This window comes from Streptomyces mangrovisoli (assembly GCF_000974985.2).
Classification (GTDB): domain Bacteria; phylum Actinomycetota; class Actinomycetes; order Streptomycetales; family Streptomycetaceae; genus Streptomyces; species Streptomyces mangrovisoli.
On the sequence record NZ_LAVA02000038.1, the window covers coordinates 14,440 to 33,366 of the forward strand.

Here is an 18,927-nt window from a genome sequence, read left to right on the forward strand (position 1 = left end):
CATGCGATCCACGCGGGCGCGGGCGGTCGCGACACGCCTGGGGAGCGGGAACGAAGGTGCGTATGACCAGCAACACCACCGAGGTCGCCGAGGCCGTTCCGGGCGACCGGGAGCTGCGGCAATTGCTGGCGGGGCTCACGGCCGTGCGGGACGGCGATTTCGGCACCCGGCTGCCCGACGACGCGTCCGGGCTGATGGGTGACATCGCCACCGTCTTCAACGGCATGGTCGACCAGCTGTCGGTGTTCACCTCCGAGGTCACCCGGGTGGCCCGGGAGGTCGGCACGGAGGGCACGCTCGGCGGCCAGGCGGAGGTGCCCGGCGTCTCGGGGACGTGGGCCGACCTGACCGATTCGGTCAACGCCATGGCCGGCAACCTCACCACGCAGGTGCGGGACATCGCGCAGGTCGCGACCGCGGTGGCCAAGGGCGACCTCTCGCAGAAGATCGACGTCCCGGCGCGCGGGGAGATCCTTCAGCTGAAGGAGACCGTCAACACGATGGTCGACCAGCTCTCCGCCTTCGCCGACGAGGTCACCCGCGTCGCCCGCGAGGTCGGCAGCGAGGGCCGGCTCGGCGGCCAGGCCCAGGTGCCCGGTGTCGCGGGGGTCTGGCGGGACCTCACCGACTCGGTGAACCTGATGGCGGGCAACCTCACCGCCCAGGTGCGCAACGTCGCCCAGGTGACCACGGCGGTCGCGAAGGGCGACCTCTCGCAGAAGATCACCGTCGACGCCCGCGGCGAGATCCTCGAACTCAAGAACACCATCAACACCATGGTCGACCAGCTCTCCGCCTTCGCCGACGAGGTCACCCGCGTCGCCCGCGAGGTCGGCACCGAGGGCCGGCTCGGCGGCCAGGCGGACGTGAAGGGCGTCAAGGGCACCTGGCGCGACCTGACCGACTCCGTGAACTCCATGGCGGGCAACCTGACCGACCAGGTGCGCAACGTCGCGCAGGTGGCCACCGCGGTCGCGAAGGGCGACCTCTCGCAGAAGATCACCGTCGACGCCCGCGGCGAGATCCTCGAACTCAAGAACACCATCAACACCATGGTCGACCAGCTCTCGGCCTTCGCCGACGAGGTCACCCGCGTCGCCCGCGAGGTCGGCACGGCCGGCAACCTGGGCGGGCAGGCGACCGTCCGGGGCGTCTCGGGCACCTGGAAGGACCTCACGGACAACGTCAACGTGATGGCGTCCAACCTGACCGGCCAGGTCCGCTCGATCGCCCAGGTGGCCACCGCCGTGGCCCGCGGCGACCTGTCGCAGAAGATCACCGTGGAGGCCAAGGGCGAGGTCGCGGCGCTCGCCGACGTCATCAACACGATGGTCGACACGCTGTCCGCGTTCGCCGACGAGGTCACCCGCGTGGCCCGCGAGGTCGGCACCGAGGGCCGGCTCGGCGGCCAGGCGCACGTGCCGAACGTGGCGGGCACCTGGAAGGACCTCACCGACAACGTCAACTCCATGGCGGGCAACCTGACCGGCCAGGTGCGCAACATCGCGCTGGTGACGACGGCGGTCGCCAGGGGCGACCTCTCGAAGAAGATCGACGTCGACGCGCGGGGCGAGATCCTGGAGCTGAAGACCACGATCAACACGATGGTCGACCAGCTGTCCGCGTTCGCCGACGAGGTCACCCGCGTCGCCCGCGAGGTCGGCACCGAGGGCCGGCTCGGCGGCCAGGCCGAGGTGGAGGGCGTCTCGGGCACCTGGAAGCGCCTGACGGAGAACGTGAACGAGCTCGCCGGGAACCTCACCCGGCAGGTCCGCGCCATCGCCGAGGTGGCGAGCGCGGTCGCCGAGGGCGACCTGACCCGGTCCATCACGGTGGAGGCGTCGGGCGAGGTCGCCGAGCTCAAGGACAACATCAACGCCATGGTGGGCTCCCTGCGCGAGACCACCCGGGCCAACCAGGAACAGGACTGGCTCAAGACCAACCTGGCGCGGATCTCCGGGCTGATGCAGGGCCACCGGGACCTGCCGGTCGTGGCCGAGCTGATCATGGACGAGCTGGTCCCGCTGGTGACCGCGCAGTACGGCGCGTTCTACCTCGCCGAGGAGGGCCCCGGCGGCCCCGAGCTGCGGCTCGTCGGCTCCTACGGCTACCCGCTGGACGACGTCCGGCCCACCCGCTTCCCCTTCGGCCGGTCCCTGGTCGGCCAGGCGGCGCGCAGCCGGCACACCATCACGGTGGACGAGCTGCCGCCGGGCTATGTCGCCATCTCCTCGGGGCTCGGCCAGGTGGAGCCCACCGCGCTCGTGCTGCTGCCGGTGATGTTCGAGGAGCAGGTCCTCGGCGTGATCGAGCTGGCGTCGGTGGCGCCGTTCACGCAGATCCACCGGGACTTCCTGGAACAGCTGCGGGAGACCATCGGCGTCAACGTCAACACCATCGTGGCCAACGCCCGCACCGACGAGCTGCTCGACGAGTCCCAGCGACTGACCGCTGAACTGCGCTCACGCTCGGGCGAGTTGCAGGCCCAGCAGGAGGAACTCCAGCGCTCCAACGCGGAGCTGGAGGACAAGGCGTCGCTGCTGGCGGACCAGAACCGCGACATCGAGGGCAAGAACCTCCAGATCGAGCAGGCCCGCCAGGAGCTGGAGACCCGCGCGCAGCAGCTGTCGCTGGCCTCGAAGTACAAGTCGGAGTTCCTGGCCAACATGAGCCACGAACTGCGCACCCCGCTCAACAGCCTTCTGATCCTGGCCCAGTTGCTGGCGCAGAACCCGTCCCGCAACCTCACGCCCAAGCAGGTGGAGTACGCGGGCATCATCCACTCGGCCGGCTCGGACCTGCTCCAGCTGATCAACGACATCCTGGACCTGTCCAAGGTCGAGGCCGGGAAGATGGACGTGGCCCCGGAGCGCGTCGCGCTGCGCAAGCTGATCGAGTACGTCGAGGCCACGTTCCGGCCGATGACCTCGCAGAAGGGCCTCCGGTTCACGGTGACGACCGCCGCCGGGGCGCCGGCCGACCTGCTCACCGACGACTCGCGGCTGCGCCAGATCCTGCGCAACCTGCTGTCCAACGCGGTGAAGTTCACCGAGCACGGCAGCGTGGAGCTGCGCATCGAACCGGCCGCCGACGACGAGGTGCCCGAGGGCGTCCGGCGCGGCGGCGCGGTCGTCGCCTTCCGCGTGGCGGACACCGGCATCGGCATCCCCGAGCAGCAACTGGAGGCGATCTTCGGGGCGTTCCAGCAGGCCGACGGCACCACCAGCCGCAAGTACGGCGGCACCGGGCTCGGTCTGTCGATCACCCGGGAGATCGCGCATCTGCTCGGCGGCGCGGTCACCGTGGACAGCGCGCCGGGGCACGGCAGCACGTTCACGCTGTTCCTGCCCGTGGCCCGCACCGAGTTCGAGGAGCTGCTGACCGGCGGCCGGCCCGCGCCGGAGCGGGAGGGCGGGATCGAGCTGCCGTCCGGGGCCGGGATCCCGCTGCGGCTCACCGCCGCAGGGGACTCCGCGACCGGCAGGCCGCGGCGGCTGCTCGTCGTGGAGGAGCGGCCGCGGGGACTGCTGACGCTGGTCGCGGAGAGCGTGGTCACCCAGCTCGCGCACGGCCGGGACGCCGGGCTGCCACACCCCTCGATCGACGTCATGACGGCGGTCGGCGCCCAGGAGGCGGCCGGTGCGCTGGCCGCCGAGCCGTGCCATGTCGTCGTACTGGAACTCGACATGCCGGACAAGGAGGCGGCCCGCTTCCTGGACGCGCTGCGCGGGGACGGCGCGCTCGGGAACCTGCCGGTGCTGGTGCACAGCGGGCAGCGCCCGGACCCGGCCACCGAGGAGGCGCTGCGCTCCCGGGCGGAGAGCCGGCCGATGGAGTTCCTGTACAGCCTGGACGAGCTGCGCGAGCGCATCGCGCTGCACCTGTCGGCGGAGGACCCGGGTGACGTGATCACGCTCGTACGGCCCGAGGAACCCCGCCCCGAGGCGCCCCTGCCGGGCGAGGCGGCGGACGCCGGGCACACCGTGCTGGTCGTCGACGACGACGCCCGCAACCTCTTCGCGCTCAGCGGGATCCTCGAACTGCACGGACTGCGGGTGCTGCACGCCGACAACGGGCGCCGCGCCATCGAGACCCTGCTGGACAACCCCGACGTGGCGCTGGTCCTGATGGACGTGATGATGCCGGAGATGGACGGCTACACCGCCACCGCGGAGATCCGCAAGATGCCCCGGTACGCCGAGCTGCCGATCATCGCCGTCACCGCGAAGGCGATGCCCGGCGACCGGGAGAAGTCCCTCGCCTCGGGGGCCAGCGACTACGTCACCAAGCCCGTCGACACCCAGGACCTCATGTCCTGCGTACGCCGCTGGCTGACGGCGTGACGGCGTCCGCCGGCCCGCACCGCGTCCGAGCGTCCCGCAGCGTCCGCAGCCGAGGAGCAGCCGCACCGTGAGCACGTCCGAGCAGTCCACCCCGCCGGAGCACCCCGCGCCGTCCCCGGGAACCGGCCGGGCCCCCGTGACACCCCCCGCACCCGCCGCGGCCGCCCCTGCGGTCCCCGCGGGCGTCGCGTCCGCGGCCGGTGCCCCGTCGTCGGTGGGGCGGCTCGCGGCGACCGTCGAACGGCTGCGCAGCGAGGTGCGGGCGGCGCAGGCGGAGGCCGAGGGGCGGGCCCTGATCGAGCTGGCCAAGGGCATCCTGGTGGCCCGGCTCGGCTGCGGGCCCGCCGAGGCCGCCCGGCAGCTCGCCGAACTCGCCGAGCAGGCGGGCACGCACGTGCTGGAGCTCGCGGTCGACGTCATCAATCAGGCGGCACGGGACCGGATGTCGGAGGTGACGAGCGCGTTCCTCGCCGCCGCCGGGGAGACCGGACCGGTCGACGGGGCGGCCGCCGTACGCCTGCGCTCCGCGGAGAGCGGGGCGCTCGCCGCGAACGACGCGCAGGCGGTCGCCGGGTCCCTGCTGGAGCACGCGCTGCGACCGCTCGGCGCGGTCGCGGTCGCGATCTGGGCCGTGGGCCCGGACGGTTCGCTCGGCCTCGCGGGCAGCGCCGGGTTCTCGCCCGCCGAGGCGGGCCGCTGGCGCTATGTGCCGCCCGAGGTGTCGACGGTGGCGCGGCTCGGGCTCACCGAGCGGCGGGGCCGGTGGATCGCCTCGCTCGCGGAGACCGGGCTGCCCAGCGTGGGCCGCCAGCTGCATCCCGAGGGCGGGCGGGTGGCGGTCCCGGCGGGGACCGGCGGGCGGATCCACGGCGTCCTGGAGATCGTCTGGCCGGGCCGCCTGGAGCCCCAGCCGCCGCAGGTCGTCCGTCAGGTGGAGGCGCTGGCCGAGCTGGCCGCGCACACCCTGGAGACGTACGAGCCCGCACCGGACGCGGCCCAGGACGCCCGCGTGCTGCCGGACGCCGCCGAGCTGATGGACCTGGCCGACGGGCTGCACGACCCGGCCCTGGTGCTCGTCCCGCAGGTCGACGCCGGCGGGCAGCTGGTGGACTTCCGCATCCAGCACGTCAACACCCGCTTCCTCGACCCGGCGGGCCGGGCCCGCGCGGTGATCAACGGCGCGCTGCTGCTGGAGGCCTACCCCATGGCCGCAGGGGACAGCGAGCTGTTCCACCGGGTGGAACGCGTCTACGCCACCGGGGAGCCGTTCCGGGCCGCCCGGCTGAACCTCACCGCCCTCGTCGACCAGGTGGCGCTGGCCGCGGTCGCGGACATCAGCATCAGCCGGCACGGCAGGTGCGTGCTGCTGATCTGGCGGATCGAGGACGAGACGGCGCGCCTCGCGAGCCTGCTCCAGCACGCCCAGCGGCTCGGCCGGATCGGCGGCTTCGAGGAGAACCTGCGCACCGGCGAGATCACCTGGAACGGGCAGCTGTTCGGCCTGTACGGGCGCGCCCCCGGCAGTGCGCCGGTGCCGCTGGAGGAGCTGACCGCGCACGCGCACCCCGACGACTCCGTGGTCATCGGCCGGTTCCTGCGCGGGCTGCTGCACCGGCGGCGGCCGGCATCGGCGGCGTTCCGGCTGCTGCGGCCGGACGGGGTGACCCGGCACATCCGGGTGGTGGCCGAGCCGGTCCTCGACACCGACGGGCGGCTGTCCGTGGTCCGCGGCGCCTATCAGGACATCTCCGCGCAGCACTGGACGGAGGTCGCGCTCGCCGCCACCCGCGACCAGCTGGCCCACAGCGAGCAGCAGGCCAGCGAACGCAGCCGGCTGGCGCTCCAGCTCCAGCACGCGATCATGCCGCCGGAGCGGGCCCCGCTGGAGGTGCCGGACCTGCGGATCGCGGTGCGCTACCGCCCCGCGGAGGCCGAGCAGCTGGTCGGCGGGGACTGGTACGACACCGTCGTCCTGCCCTCGGGCCTGGTGCTGCTGTGCGTGGGCGACGTGGCCGGGCACGGCATAGAGGCGGCGACCAGCATGGTGGTGCTGCGCAACGCGCTGCGCGGACTCGCGGTCACCGGCGCCGGGCCCGGACAGCTGATGTCGTGGCTCAACATCGTCGCGCACCATCTGACGGGCGCGGTCACCGCCACCGCCGTGTGCGGGCTGTACGACCCCGAGCGGCGCACCCTGCGCTGGGCCAGGGCCGGGCATCTGCCGCCGGTGCTGGTCCGGGCGGCGGAGGCGGCCCCGCTGCCGCTGGTCTCGGGGATGCTGCTCGGTGCCGTGCCGGAGGCGCCGTACGAGGAGAGCGAGATCGCCCTGGAGCCCGGGGACACGCTGCTGATGTACACCGACGGGCTGATCGAGCGGCGGGACCGCTCCGTCGAGGAGTCGCTGGCCCAGCTGCTCACCACGGCCGTGGCGGGGCCCCGGACGCTGGACCAGCAGCTGGACCGGCTGCTGACGTACAGCAGGTCCGACACGGACGACGACACCTGTCTGGTCGGCATCCGGGTGGGCCGGGCGCAGCCGGGGATGCCCGTGTCGCGGCCGGGTCCGACGGCCGCGCATCGGCCGGCACCGGCGGCCGGGGTGGTCGGTGGTGGGCGATGACGGACGGGCCGGCGATACGCGAGTGCATCGAAGTCGTCCGGCGGGGCAGCCGTGTCTTGGCCCGCAGCATCGTTCGCAGGAGGTAAGCCGTGTCGTTCGTGCAGAACCCCTTGTCCGTGGAAGTGACCCTGCCCCGTGAGGACACCGCGCTGGTCACGGTCGGCGGGTACCTGGACATCGACACGGCGACCGAGTTCCAGCACCATCTGGCCAACCAGCTCCACCACGGACGCCGGCACTTCCTGCTCGACCTGTCGGCCGTGCCGTTCATGGACTCGTCCGGGATGAACATCGTCCTGCGCGTCTACCAGGAGACCCGCGAGCTGTCCGGGAGCGTCCACGTCATCGCTCCGACGCCCGCGGTGCGCCGCGTCCTCGACCTCACCGGGGTGAGCCTCACGGTGCCGGTCTGGGCCGACGCCGAGCAGGCGCTGGCACAACTGGACGGACGCCGGGAGCCGCAGGTGCCCGCAGCGCGGCAGGAGCCCGGCGCGCGGCAGGAGCCGGAGGCCGGTCCCGGGGCGGAACCCGGGACCGGCGCCGACGACTGACGGACGCGCCTCAGCGGGCCTTGTGGGCGACCACGCCGAACATCGTCACGGACATGTGCAGACCGCCGTGCTCGGCCGCCTCGGAGAGGGCCTTGTAGGCGGAGTCGCGCTGCGACTCGGTGAGCCGGCCCCGGCGCACCGCGGCCTCGCCGAGCATCCGGATCAGCGGCCAGGCGACCGACTGGTGGTCCTGGAGCAGCGACTGCGAGCCGCGGTCGTCGATCACGAAGCCGGCCGCGGTCAGCTGGCCGACCAGCCGCCGCCCCGAGTAGGGGTTCGCCGCGCTGGTGAGGGCGCCGGAGGTGAGGGCGCTCATGATGTCCGGGTCGCCCGGGTGCAGCACGGTGGTCGCCCAGTCCGTGTCGAGCAGCGCCACCCGGCCGCCGGGACGCAGGACGCGGGCCATCTCGGCGACCGCGCGCTCCGGCTCGGCCAGGTGCTGGAGCACCCGTTCGCACCACACCGCGTCGACGGTGCCCGCGGACAGGGGCAGCGAGAGCGCGTCGCCGTCCATGAAGCGCGCGGTGGAGCGGGAGGCCGCGGCCCGCTCCTCGGCGACCGAGCGGAGCCCGGCGTTGGGCTCGATGCCGAGCGCGGAACCGGAGGCGCCGACGACGGCCGCGAGCGCGCGGGTGCCGGAGCCGGTCCCGGCGCCGATGTCGAGGACGCGCTCCCCTGCGCCGGGCGCGAGGGCCTCGAAGGCCCACTCGCGCAGGCGCCGTACTCCGGAGTTGGCCTCCTGGAGGTCGAGGGCGCTCACCAGCTGGGGCACCGTCCCGGCGTCGATATTGCGTGTCTGGAACCCTGAACCGGGATCTGTCTGCACCATGCGCGCACTCTAGTGCTCAGTTGACGAAACAAAAGAGCGGTTGCAGAGCCGTGATCTGCAACCTTGCGAAAGCACCGCGACGACCGCCGGGCGGAGTCGGGGAACACGGACAAGCAGCGCTTTTCGCCGGGTGCGACGAGCCATCTGGGGGCATGCTGGTGCACAGGTTCTGCTGCCCGTCCCGCCCCGACGGCACGACCCCGCCCGGCGCGACGGGATCGGGGAGGTGCGAGGCAGCGATCCAGGGGCAGGCGCATGGCGTCGAAGAGACAGACCTCCTGGAGCCGCAGAAGGGAAGAACACCGTGACACGACCGAGGATCCTGGTGGTTGGCGCCGGCTTCGCAGGAGTGGAGTGCGTCCGCCGGCTGGAGCGGAAGCTCGCTCCCGACGAAGCGGACGTCACCCTGGTGACGCCGTTCGCCTACCAGCTCTATCTGCCACTGCTGCCCCAGGTCGCCTCCGGCGTCCTGACCCCCCAGTCGATCGCCCTGTCCCTGCGCCGCAGCCGCAAGTACCGCACCCGGATCATCCCGGGCGGCGCCATCGGCGTGGACCTGAAGGCCAAGGTCTGCGTCATCCGCACCATCACCGACGAGACGCTGAACGAGCCCTACGACTACATCGTGCTGGCGCCGGGCAGCGTGACCCGCACCTTCGACATCCCGGGCCTGACGGACCACGCCTACGGGATGAAGACGCTGGCCGAGGCCGCCTACGTCCGCGACCACGTGATCTCCCAGCTCGACCTGGCCGACGCCAGCACCGACCCCGCCGAGCGCGCCTCACGGCTCCAGTTCGTGGTGGTCGGCGGCGGCTACGCGGGCACCGAGACCGCCGCCTGCCTGCAACGCCTCACGCACGCCGCCGTCAAGCGCTATCCGCGCCTGGACCCCGCGCTCATCAAGTGGCATCTGATCGACATCGCGCCGAAGCTGATGCCGGAGCTGGGCGACAAGCTCGGCCGCAGCGCCCAGGAGATCCTCCGCAAGCGCGGCATCGACATCTCCCTCGGGGTCTCCATCGAGAAGGCGGCCGCCGAGGAGGTCACCTTCACCGACGGGCGCGTGGTGCCGACCCGGACCCTGATCTGGACGGCCGGCGTGGTCGCCAGCCCGCTGATCGCGACGCTCGGCGCGGAGACCGTGCGCGGCCGGCTCGCGGTGACCGACAAGATGAACCTGCCCGGCCACGACGGCGTCTTCGCGCTCGGCGACGCCGCCGCCGTGCCCGACGTCGCCAAGGGCCAGGACGGCGCGGTCTGCCCGCCCACCGCGCAGCACGCCATGCGCCAGGGCCCCAAGGTCGCCGACAACGTCATCGCGACCCTGCGCCACCAGCCGCTCGAGCCGTACGTGCACAAGGATCTCGGGCTCGTCGTCGACCTCGGCGGCAAGGACGCGGTGTCCAAGCCGCTCGGGATCGAGCTGCACGGACTGCCCGCCCAGGCCGTCGCCCGCGGCTACCACTGGTCGGCGCTGCGCACGAACGTGGCGAAGATCCGCGTGCTGACCAACTGGACGCTCAACGCGCTGGCCGGGGACGATTTCGTACGCACCGGATTCCAGGCCCGCAAGGCGGCCAAGCTGAAGGACTTCGAGTACACGGACACGTACATGACGCCCGATCAGGTGCGGGAGCACGTGGAGGGCCTCAAGCCCCTGGAGTAGGGCCGTACGGGCGCAGGAACGACGTGACCGGAACGGCGCCCCCGCGGTGCCGGTCCGGTCACGGCCCGTGCGTGCCATGCTGGCAGGGATCACGACGGGTGGCGGAAGAGAGAGTACGGCGGCGTGGGTACAGCGGCACGACGGCGGGCGGATCTCCTCGACCGGTTCGCGGCGTCCGACCCCGGACTGCTGCGGCTCGCGGCCGGGGCGCGCACGGCCTTCGCCATCGGGCTGAGCCTCGCGGTCCTGGCGCTGGCCGGCGCGGACATCCCGCACATGGTGGCGGGCGCCATGTCCGGGATGGTGGCCACCTTCGCGATCCGCGAGAAGCAGCCCGCGCAGCAGGCCCGCACGCTCGCGTGCGGACTGCCGGTGGCGCTCGCGTCGGTGACGATCGGGGCGCTGCTCCACGCCCACCCCCTGCTGAGCGACCTGGTCTTCGTCGTGCTGATCTTCTGCGCGGTCTACGCCCGGCGGTACGGCGACCGGGGCACCGCGCTCGGGATGATCGCCTTCCAGTTCTACTTCGTGTCGCTGTTCGTCAGAGCGAGCCCGCCGACGCTGCCCCAGCTGTACGCCGCCATCACGATCGCGTTCGCCACCAGCGCGCTGGCCCGCTTCCTGCTGGTCCCGCAGTCCCCCGTGCTCACCCTGTACCGGCTGCGGCGGGCCTTCCGGGCGCGGCTCGCGCAGCTCGTCGCGGCGCAGGAGGAGCTGCTCGTCGCGGGCCCCGACGACGTGGAGAAGGTGCTGGCCCAGGTCCGCAGCGGGACGGCCCGGCTGCACGAGAGCGCCCTGATGATCCAGGGCCGGCTGGAGGACGGCGCCACGCACCCGGAGCTGGCGCGGCTGGTGCAGCGCCGGGTCGCGGACGCCGAGATCGCCTCCGAGCGGCTCGGGCTGCTGCTGGTCAGGGTGCGCAGCGCCGAGCACGCCGACACGCTCACCCTGCACCTGCCGGGCGCGCCGATGCCCGCCGCGCGGCGGGAACCGGTGCGCGACGCCTCGGTCGAGCTGCTGCGCCGCGACCTGGAGGCGCTGCGGCTGCTGGTGCTGCGGCCCGTCGCCGACGACGCCGGCACCGCGCTCGCCCAGGTGCGCAACCGGCTGCTCGGCTACCGCGAGGAGGAGAACCTGCCCGACGCGCCCGTCGCCGTGCAGGACGTGTGCCGCGGCGTCGGCGAGGCCGCCCGCGCGGTGCTGGGCCTGCGGATCGCCCTGGACGGCCCGCAGGACGAGTCCGACGACTCGCCCGCCACCGCCCGGTCCCGGGAGGAGCTGGACGCCGAGGACGTGGCCATCGCGCTGGAGGAGGACGACACGGAGGAGGCCCCCGAGCCGACCGGCCTGCAGCGGCCGACCACCCGGGCGGCCGTGCAGGTGTCGGTGGGATCGGCGCTGGCGATCGTGGGCGGCGAGCTGCTCTCCCCCAACCGCTGGTACTGGGCCGTGCTCACCTGCTGGATCGTCTTCCTCAACACCGCCTCCACCGGGGAGATCCTGGTCAAGGGCTCCCGCCGGGTGCTGGGCACGGTCCTCGGCGTGATCGCGGGCATCGGCCTGGCCGCGGTGGTCGGGCAGCACACGTACACCGCGTTCGGGCTGATGCTGCTGTGCGTCTTCGCGATGTTCTACTCGGCGCCGAAGTCGTACACGCTCATGTCGTTCTTCGTCACCGCGTCGCTCGGGCTGCAGTACACGCTGCTCAACACGTACAGCACGTCCGTCCTCCTGGTGCGTATCGAGGAGACGGTGCTCGGCGCGACCTGCGGTGTCATCGCGGCGGCGCTGGTGCTGCCGGTGCGCACGGACCGCCGGACGAACGAGCTGCTGGTGACCGTGCTCGACCGGCTCGCCGACGTCACCGGGGCCGCGTTGGACCAGCTCAGCGGCGATCCTCCGGGCGCCCTGGTGGAGCAGGCGCGGGACCTGGACAAGGCGCTGGCCGATCTGCGGGCCTCCGCGAAGCCGCTGACGCACCCCGTCAACCCGCTGCGCGGCCGCCGCAACACGGCCCAGTACGTGGTGGCGCTCCTGGAGACCTGTGCCTACCACGCGCGCGCCCTGGCCGCCACGGCCGAACTGCTGCCGAGCAATCCGTCGATCGCGGCGGATCCGCGGCTGCGCGGCGCGGGCGAGCGGATCGTGCGCAACATCGGCACGATCGCCGCGCATGTCGCCGACGAGAACGAGCAGGGGACGCTGGAGTCCGGCCCGAGCATCGCCGCGCTGCTCGAGCCCGGCAGCTACCACGCGCCGCGCTACGGCCGCGTCACCGACCGTGTCCTACGGCATCTCCAGCGCCTCGACGAGGCGGTGACGGGTCTGGCCCGGCCCCTGGGCGTACGCCTGGCCGATCCGGAGGACACGGGGCGGCAGACGCGCTCGGGCAAGGACGGGGCGGCCGAGGGGCGCGGGGAGCCGAAGGGGGCGACGGCTTCGTAGGCGCCGTGGCCGCCGTGGACGCCGTAGACGCCGTGGCCGCCGTAGCCGCCGTAGCCGCCGTAGGCCATCGCAGGCGTCGTAGGGCCGCTCCGGTCGTCCCGTCGGGGGCCCGCGCCGGTCCCCGGACATCGGGCGCCCGTCCCGGGCACGGAGCGGGCGGCCGGGACGGGCGGTGGGCGGCCTGGACGCCGGGCCGGCGGCCGGGACGCGGCGGGACGGGCGGGACCGGAGGCGCCGGGCGCGCCGGAACGGGGCGCGGACGGGCGGGGCGGTCAGAGGTCGGTCGGGAGGTCGCTCGCCTCGGCGATGCCGCGCAGCGTCTCGTCGTCGCGGTGCCGCTGGTCGATGCACTCGGCGATCTCCCGGCGCCGATCGGGGTCGGCGGCGCTCTCCGCGTCGGTGACGACCCTGGTCGGCCCGGTCTCCTCGGTGTCGATCTCGATCACCACGTTGTCGAGACGGCCGGTCAGCGCGGTCGCCACGACCAGCGCGGCCTCGTCGCGTATCTCCTGGGGGATGGCCGGGTCGGAGGCGTCCTCCAGACCGAACTCGGCCGCCTCCGGTTTCTGGTCCATGACGGCCCGCAACGTCGGGCCGACCAGGCGGAGCAGGAGTTCGTAGTCCTCCGGGCTCATCCGCAGGCGCAGCAGGTCGAGGTGGACGCGGACCGGCTCGTCGCCCTCGGGCAGTGGTTGGTCCATTTCGCTCATCTTCCGCATGTTCCCCCATCTGCCCGTCGTGCACCCGTCGGCGGCGACGTCCTCAGACCCGGCGCCAGCGGGCCAGCGCGAAGGAGAACAGCCCGAAGAGCACCAGGCCGGCCGCCACACACGCCAGCAGCCACGGGCCCATCGGCAGCTCCGCGAAGGTCCGCAGGGTGTCGTCGAGGCCCTTCGCCCGGTCGGGCGAATAATCGACCGCCGCACGCACCGCGAAACAGCCCGCGGTGGCGAACACCAGGCCGCGTGCCGCGCCGCCGCCCACGCCGGTCACGTCCACGGCCCGGCGTTGCCGCCGCGTCATCTCGCCGAGGCGCAACTTGTCGTGGTAGTAGCGCCGCACGGCACGGGCGCCCACCCACACCCCGGCCACGACGATGCCGGCGCCCGCCAGGCCGACGAGCCACTGGCCGCCCGGCAGGGCCAGCGCGCGTGCCGTCATGTCACGGGACTGCGCGTCGCTGGACCGGTTGCCGCCGCCGGAGCCGGCCGCGAAGGACAGCACGGAGAAGGCGACGGAGCAGTAGAACACGCACCGCACGGCGGCCAGCAGCCGCTTGCGGGCCTTGCGGCCGTCCTCGCCGGCGGACCCGAAGGCCACCTCGGACAGCCGCCACAGGGCCATGCCGCACACTCCGACACCCAGGGCCCACAGCAGGACCGAGCCGAACGGCCGGCGGGACAGTTCCTCCAGCGCGCCGCTGCGGTCGGCCTGCTTGCCGTGGTCCCCGAAGGCGACCTGGAGGGCGAGGGTCCCCACCAGCAGATAGATCACGCCCCGGGCGGCGAGTCCCGCCCGGGCCGCCCCCTTGGTCATCGGGCCCGCCGCGCGGCGGGCCCGGACACGGCCGCTACGGGCCGCCACTGTCGCGTTCATCTCCGACCTCCCGGCGTCCCGGATGCCCTGAGGCGCCGGGAACACGCCGCGGGTGACGCGGGCCCCGGAGCCGGCGGACCGCTCCCGGCGCGGCGCTCACCGGGCGGCGCTGCGGGCCAGCGGGGCGGGCTCCGCCGTGGCGGCCACCCGGTCGCGCGCCGTGGCCACGGCCACGGTCACGTCACGGGTGCCGGTGGACACGCAGAGGGTGTACTCCAGGTCGCGCAGCCGCGCCTGGGCGGCGTCGGCGCCGTCCTCGGGGCGCAGGGCGTCGTACTCGTCGAGGAGCCTGCGCAGGAACGCGGGATGGGGCATCAGCACGGGAAACAAGGAAAAGTCCCTCCTGAACGGTGGATCAGGGGTGTCGCCGCGGAGGGGCCGGGGCCGGACCTCGCGCGTCGTCGCACGGCCGCCCCCCCTCCTGGCGCGCCTCCGGTCCGGAGCGCGAGACCCGCCTGCCCGGTACGTGCGCGTGCAAACATCCGGCGCGGATGAGCGGCGTGTGCACGGCGCGTCGCACGGGGTGCGCGCGCGGCGCCATCCCGGCGCGTCTTCGGGGTAGCCGTACAGGCATGACGGTTGTCGTGGACTCGGACGAACTGGTACGGCGGATGCAGCGGGCACGGGCCCGCGCGCTGGCGGAGCGCCAGGTGTGGCGGACCCGCCGGGAGGAGGCCCAGGCCGCCGACCCGGCCGCGGCGCGCGAGGCGGAGATCCGGACGGTGGCGTACGACTCGGTGCTGGTCATCCTGGACGAGATCCTGACGCCGGGGAGTTCGGCGCCGGGAAACTAGCCGGGCGCCGGGGAGTTCGGCGCCGGGGCACTGACGGTGAGACAGGTCACGTGACGCAGGGGGTGCGCACGCGTCGGGCCCGGATGGTTTATCGTTCACTCATACGTGGTCACGGGGTCGACCGGAACCGTCCTTCGTGTGCCACCGCTTACGGCCCTGGCTGGTCTCCCCCGTCCAGCCAGGGCTTTTCCATGCCCGGAGGCGACGGGACGGGGCCGGATGCGCGGTCCGGGATCCCCCGAGGTGCCCGGTGCGGCGGCAGCGGCTGAAATAGGCGTAGGGAAAACACACCGGCACCGACCACCGGCGAGGAGCCCTGCGCGATGACCAAAGCGATCAAACTGCTGACCGCCCTCCCGCAAGTGCAGCGTGAGCGCCTGATGGAACTGGCGAAGGAGGTCTCCTTCCCGGAGGACACCCGGATCTTCGAGGCCGGCGGCAACGCCGACCGCTTCTGGGTGATCCGCTCCGGCGCGGTCTCCCTCGACCAGCAGGTCACGCCGACCCAGCGGGTCACGGTGGCCAGTCTCGGGGCGGGCGACCTGCTCGGCTGGTCGTGGCTGTTCCCGCCGTACCAGTGGGACTTCGGCGCGGTGGCCTTCAGCCAGGTGCGGGCGTACGAGTTCGACGCCTCGGCCGTGCTCGCGGTGTGCGTGGAGGACCCGCTGCTGGGTCTGTCGGTGGTGCGCACGGTCGCCGAGATCCTCGCCCACCGCCTGGAGACCACGCGGGGCAAGCTCATGGAGCAGTACTCGTCGCGCGGGAGGAGCGTCATCTAGGGCCGGACGTGCCTCGGGGCCCGGAGCCCTTGGAAACCCAGGGCCCCGAGGTCCTTTCGGTGCTTCAGGGCCCCGAGGTCCTTGCGGCGCCTCAGGCCGCGGGTGGGGGGTTGCCACCGCCGGAAGACGCGCGGCGCGGCGGGCCCTGGTGGGCTCGCCGCGCCGCGCGTTCGCCGGTACCGGTAGCTGTGCCGGTGCTGGTGCCGGTGCTCAGATCCGGTAGCGCCGCAGGGCCGGCATCGCTGCGGCCAGCGCCAGCATCACCACGACGACCAGCAGGCCGCCCGCGGTGACGGCGGTGCGCGCGCCGAAGGCCGAGCCCGCGGTGCCGTGCAGCACGTCCGCGAGGCGCGGGCCGCCCGCGACCACGACCGTGAAGACGCCCTGCATACGGCCGCGCATCTCGTCCGTCGCGGCGGACAGCAGGATCGCCCCGCGGAAGACCATGGACACCATGTCGGCGAGGCCCGCGACGGCGAGGAACCCGGTCGCGAGCCACAGGTTGCCGCTGAGGCCGAAGCCCGCCACCGCGAGGCCCCAGGCGACGACCGCGCCGATCACCATCCAGCCGTGCCGCCGGGCCCGCGAGAAGGTGCCGGAGAAGAGTCCGCCCAGCACCGCGCCGATCGGTATGGCCGCGAACAGCAGGCCGAGCGCGAGCCCCTCGCCGTAGGAGCCGTAGGTCTCCGCGGCGAGCTGCGGGAACAGGGCGCGCGGCATCCCGAAGACCATGGCGACGATGTCGGCCAGGAACGACAGCAGCAGCACCTTGTGCATCGACATGTAGCGGAAGCCCTCGACGATCGCCCGCACCCCGGCGCGCCGGGCCGCCGCGATCGCGGTCGGGGGCAGCTTCGGCAGGCGGTAGACCGCCCACACCGTCACGCACAGCGCGAGCGCGTCGATCAGATACAGCTCGGGCAGTCCGATGACGGGGATCAGGGCGCCCGCGAGCAGCGGCCCGACCACCTGCCCCGTCTGCATGACGGTGGAGCCGAGCGCGTTGGCCGCGGGCAGCTGGGCCTCGGGCACCAGACGGGCGATGGAGGCGTTGCGGGCCGGGGCGTTCAGGCCCCAGAACGCCTGCTGCATCGCGAGCAGCACCATCAGGGCGGCCACCGACTCCAGGCCGCCGACGGCCTGGAGCCAGAACAGCAGCGAGGTCACCGCGATGCCGCAGTTGGTGATCAGCAGCAGCTTGCGGCGGTCCATGGTGTCGGCGACCGCGCCGCCCCACAGCGCGAAGACGATCAGCGGCACCAGGCCGGCGAGGCTGGCGGCGCCCACCCAGGCGGAGGAGCCGGTGATGTCGTAGATCTGCTTCGGCACGGCGACCGCGGTGAGCTGGCTGCCGACCGCGGTGACGATGGTGGAGGACCACAGGCGGCGGTAGGCGGGGATGCGCAGCGGGCGGGTGTCCATGGCCCACCGGCGCCAGCCGGCGCGCGGGGCGGCGGCGGGTTCGGAAGTCTGCCGCTGCGACGGCGGCTGGGTCTGGGTACTGTCGGCCGGACTGCTCTCGCTGGTGTCCACGGGTTCCCTGGTTGCTCGTTACATCTTTTTTCCAGGGTCACTATCGCAGTTTTTGCTGTGCACATGGAAACCGTGTTCGCGCCGGGGTCCGGGGCGTCAGCTTCCCACCGCCAGCGAGACGCCCAGGGTGATCATCGTGGCGGCGACCACGCCGTCCAGGGCCCGCCAGGCGGCCGGCCGGGACAGGAACCGGCTCAGCAGCCGGGCGCCGAAGCCCAGCGCGGCGAACCAGCACAGGCTGGCCAGCACCGCGCCGAGGCCGAACGTCCAGCGCAGCGCGCCCCGGTCGGCGGCGAGGGAGCCGAGCAGGAACACCGTGTCGAGGTAGACGTGCGGGTTGAGCCAGGTCATGGCGAGACAGGTCAGTACGGCGCGCTTGCGCGATCCGGCCGCCGCCCCCTCGGCGCGCAGCGCGTCGCCGCCGGGGCGCAGGACGCGCCGGGCGGCGAGGACGCCGTAGCAGACGAGGAACGCGCCGCCGATCCAGCCGACCGCGGTGACGGCGCCCGGCCACGCGACCACCACGGCGCCGACGCCGCCCACGCCCAGCGCGATGAGGACCGCGTCCGACAGGGCGCAGATGCCGACCACCGCGAGCACCGCGTCACGGCGGATGCCCTGGCGCAGCACGAAGGCGTTCTGGGCGCCGATGGCGACGATGAGCGACAGACCGGTGGCGAAGCCGGCGAGGGCGGTGGCGAGCGAGGCGTGGGACATGCTCCCGACGCTAGGCAATGGATCACCGCGGGTACAGCTAAAGATTCTTACGTATCATTAGCACCCGTGATGAGGACGTGATGAGGACGTGATCCCGGACATTCCGCTGGAACAGGTGCGCACCCTGCTCGCGGTGGTGGACGAGGGGACCTTCGACGCGGCCGCGGCGGCGCTGCATCTGACGCCGTCGGCGGTGAGCCAGCGCATCAAGGCGCTGGAGCAGCGCACCGGCCGGGTCCTGCTGCTGCGCACCAAGCCGGTGCGGCCGACGGAGTCCGGCGAGGTGCTGGTGCGGCTGGCCCGGCAGCTGTCCCGGCTGGAGCGGGACGCGCGGGCCGAGCTGGGGCTGACCGGGGCCGGGGAGGCGACCCGGATCCCGATCGCGGTCAACGCCGACTCCCTGGCCACGTGGTTCCTGCGCGCCCTGACCCGGGTGCCGCGGCGGCCGTTGCTCTCCTTCGAGCTGCACCGGGAGGACGAGGCGCACACGGCGGCCCTGCTGCGCGAGGGGCGGGTGATGGCCGCGGTGACCTCGTCGGCCGATCCGGTGCCGGGCTGTTCGGTGCGGGCGCTGGGCCGGATGCGGTATCTGCCCGTCGCGAGCCCCGGCTTCGCCGCGGAGTATCTGGACGGGCCGTTGCGGGACACCCTGCTCGTCGCGCCCGTCGTCGTGTTCGACCGGCGCGACGACTTCCAGGACGCGTTCGTACGGGGCCTGCGCCAGGGGCACGGCGGGGCGAGCGCGGCCCGCCACCACGTGCCCACCTCGGAGGGGTTCGTGGAGGCCGTCGCGGCGGGGCTCGGCTGGGGCATGGTGCCGGAGGCCCAGGCCGGACCGCTGCTGCGCGCGGGCCGCCTGGTGACCCTCGCCCCGGAGCGGGCCGTGGACGTGCCGCTGTACTGGCAGCAGTGGCGCCTGGACTCCCCCGCGCTGCTGGCGGTCGCGGACACGGTTGCGACGACGGCGGCGGGGGCGCTGCGGACGGGGTGACCGCCCGCGTCCGCCGCGGTCACGCGAAACACCCGCCCGCGCGCCCCTGGGGAGGTTCGG

General features: G+C 73.5%; 14 protein-coding genes. 8 read left to right on the forward strand and 6 right to left on the reverse strand.

Features of this window, described 5'->3' with window-relative positions:
- The first annotated feature begins 62 nt into the window (after positions 1 to 62).
- The 3 genes from WN71_RS17590 (at position 63) to WN71_RS17600 (ending at position 7,514) form a co-directional block, all read left to right on the forward strand.
- Entirely contained in the window at positions 63 to 4,343 is a 4,281-nt protein-coding gene (locus WN71_RS17590) for a hybrid sensor histidine kinase/response regulator (protein ID WP_046585024.1), read from the forward strand.
- A 67-nt stretch (positions 4,344 to 4,410) separates the two neighbouring features.
- Positions 4,411 to 6,963 carry a SpoIIE family protein phosphatase gene (locus tag WN71_RS17595; RefSeq protein WP_079177926.1) on the forward strand — a complete coding sequence of 851 codons (2,553 nt, stop codon included), beginning with the start codon at positions 4,411 to 4,413 and terminating at the stop codon, positions 6,961 to 6,963.
- Between the two features lie 89 nt (positions 6,964 to 7,052).
- A complete protein-coding gene (locus WN71_RS17600; RefSeq protein ID WP_046585023.1) occupies positions 7,053 to 7,514 on the forward strand; it encodes an STAS domain-containing protein in 462 nt (153 codons plus the stop codon).
- Between the two features lie 10 nt (positions 7,515 to 7,524).
- On the opposite strand, the gene WN71_RS17605 is transcribed toward WN71_RS17600, so the two are convergent.
- Positions 7,525 to 8,343, reverse strand: coding sequence for a methyltransferase domain-containing protein (locus tag WN71_RS17605; RefSeq protein ID WP_046585022.1), 819 nt, complete (start codon positions 8,341 to 8,343; stop codon positions 7,525 to 7,527).
- A 304-nt stretch (positions 8,344 to 8,647) separates the two neighbouring features.
- On the opposite strand from WN71_RS17605, the gene WN71_RS17610 reads away from it, so the two are divergent.
- On the forward strand, positions 8,648 to 10,012 hold the full coding sequence (locus WN71_RS17610) for an NAD(P)/FAD-dependent oxidoreductase (RefSeq protein WP_046585021.1): 1,365 nt from the start codon (positions 8,648 to 8,650) through the stop codon (positions 10,010 to 10,012).
- A 123-nt stretch (positions 10,013 to 10,135) separates the two neighbouring features.
- Positions 10,136 to 12,457, forward strand: coding sequence for an FUSC family protein (locus WN71_RS17615; RefSeq protein WP_079177928.1), 2,322 nt, complete (start codon positions 10,136 to 10,138; stop codon positions 12,455 to 12,457).
- A gap of 272 nt (positions 12,458 to 12,729) precedes the next feature.
- Here the strand turns inward: WN71_RS17615 and WN71_RS17620 are convergent, their stop codons facing one another.
- From WN71_RS17620 to WN71_RS17630, 3 genes are all read right to left on the reverse strand, one after another.
- Positions 12,730 to 13,167, reverse strand: a complete 438-nt coding sequence (locus WN71_RS17620) for a hypothetical protein (RefSeq protein WP_046585042.1) — start codon at positions 13,165 to 13,167, stop codon at positions 12,730 to 12,732.
- Positions 13,168 to 13,219: 52 nt separating this feature from the next.
- Complete coding sequence (locus WN71_RS17625; RefSeq protein WP_046585020.1) at positions 13,220 to 14,053, reverse strand: DUF1206 domain-containing protein; 834 nt, start codon at positions 14,051 to 14,053, stop codon at positions 13,220 to 13,222.
- 96 nt (positions 14,054 to 14,149) lie between these two features.
- Positions 14,150 to 14,374, reverse strand: a complete 225-nt coding sequence (locus WN71_RS17630; RefSeq protein ID WP_046585019.1) for a DUF5133 domain-containing protein — start codon at positions 14,372 to 14,374, stop codon at positions 14,150 to 14,152.
- Positions 14,375 to 14,625: 251 nt separating this feature from the next.
- On the opposite strand from WN71_RS17630, the gene WN71_RS17635 reads away from it, so the two are divergent.
- Positions 14,626 to 14,847 (forward strand): hypothetical protein, encoded by a 222-nt coding sequence (locus WN71_RS17635; protein WP_046585018.1) that lies wholly within the window; start codon positions 14,626 to 14,628, stop codon positions 14,845 to 14,847.
- A gap of 323 nt (positions 14,848 to 15,170) precedes the next feature.
- The gene (locus WN71_RS17640) at positions 15,171 to 15,626 is read left to right on the forward strand and encodes a cyclic nucleotide-binding domain-containing protein (RefSeq protein ID WP_046585017.1); all 456 of its coding nucleotides are present in this window, start codon (positions 15,171 to 15,173) and stop codon (positions 15,624 to 15,626) included.
- Positions 15,627 to 15,836: 210 nt separating this feature from the next.
- On the opposite strand, the gene WN71_RS17645 is transcribed toward WN71_RS17640, so the two are convergent.
- Together WN71_RS17645 and WN71_RS17650 are read right to left on the reverse strand one after the other, a co-directional pair.
- Positions 15,837 to 17,159, reverse strand: coding sequence for an MFS transporter (locus tag WN71_RS17645; RefSeq protein WP_046585016.1), 1,323 nt, complete (start codon positions 17,157 to 17,159; stop codon positions 15,837 to 15,839).
- A 96-nt stretch (positions 17,160 to 17,255) separates the two neighbouring features.
- On the reverse strand, positions 17,256 to 17,876 hold the full coding sequence (locus WN71_RS17650; protein ID WP_046585015.1) for a LysE/ArgO family amino acid transporter: 621 nt from the start codon (positions 17,874 to 17,876) through the stop codon (positions 17,256 to 17,258).
- Positions 17,877 to 17,964: 88 nt separating this feature from the next.
- Here WN71_RS17650 and WN71_RS17655 point away from each other — a divergent pair, with 88 nt between their 5' ends.
- Positions 17,965 to 18,867, forward strand: coding sequence for a LysR family transcriptional regulator ArgP (locus WN71_RS17655; RefSeq protein ID WP_046585014.1), 903 nt, complete (start codon positions 17,965 to 17,967; stop codon positions 18,865 to 18,867).
- Positions 18,868 to 18,927 lie beyond the last annotated feature (60 nt).

Coding starts and splice junctions, on each gene's coding strand:
- WN71_RS17605 (WP_046585022.1), bottom strand. CDS start 8,343: ATGGTGCAGACAGATCCCGGTTCAGGGTTCCAGACACGCAATATCGAC.
- WN71_RS17625 (WP_046585020.1), bottom strand. CDS start 14,053: ATGAACGCGACAGTGGCGGCCCGTAGCGGCCGTGTCCGGGCCCGCCGC.
- WN71_RS17620 (WP_046585042.1), bottom strand. CDS start 13,167: ATGAGCGAAATGGACCAACCACTGCCCGAGGGCGACGAGCCGGTCCGC.
- WN71_RS17650 (WP_046585015.1), bottom strand. CDS start 17,876: ATGTCCCACGCCTCGCTCGCCACCGCCCTCGCCGGCTTCGCCACCGGT.
- WN71_RS17635 (WP_046585018.1), top strand. CDS start 14,626: ATGACGGTTGTCGTGGACTCGGACGAACTGGTACGGCGGATGCAGCGG.
- WN71_RS17590 (WP_046585024.1), top strand. CDS start 63: ATGACCAGCAACACCACCGAGGTCGCCGAGGCCGTTCCGGGCGACCGG.
- WN71_RS17640 (WP_046585017.1), top strand. CDS start 15,171: ATGACCAAAGCGATCAAACTGCTGACCGCCCTCCCGCAAGTGCAGCGT.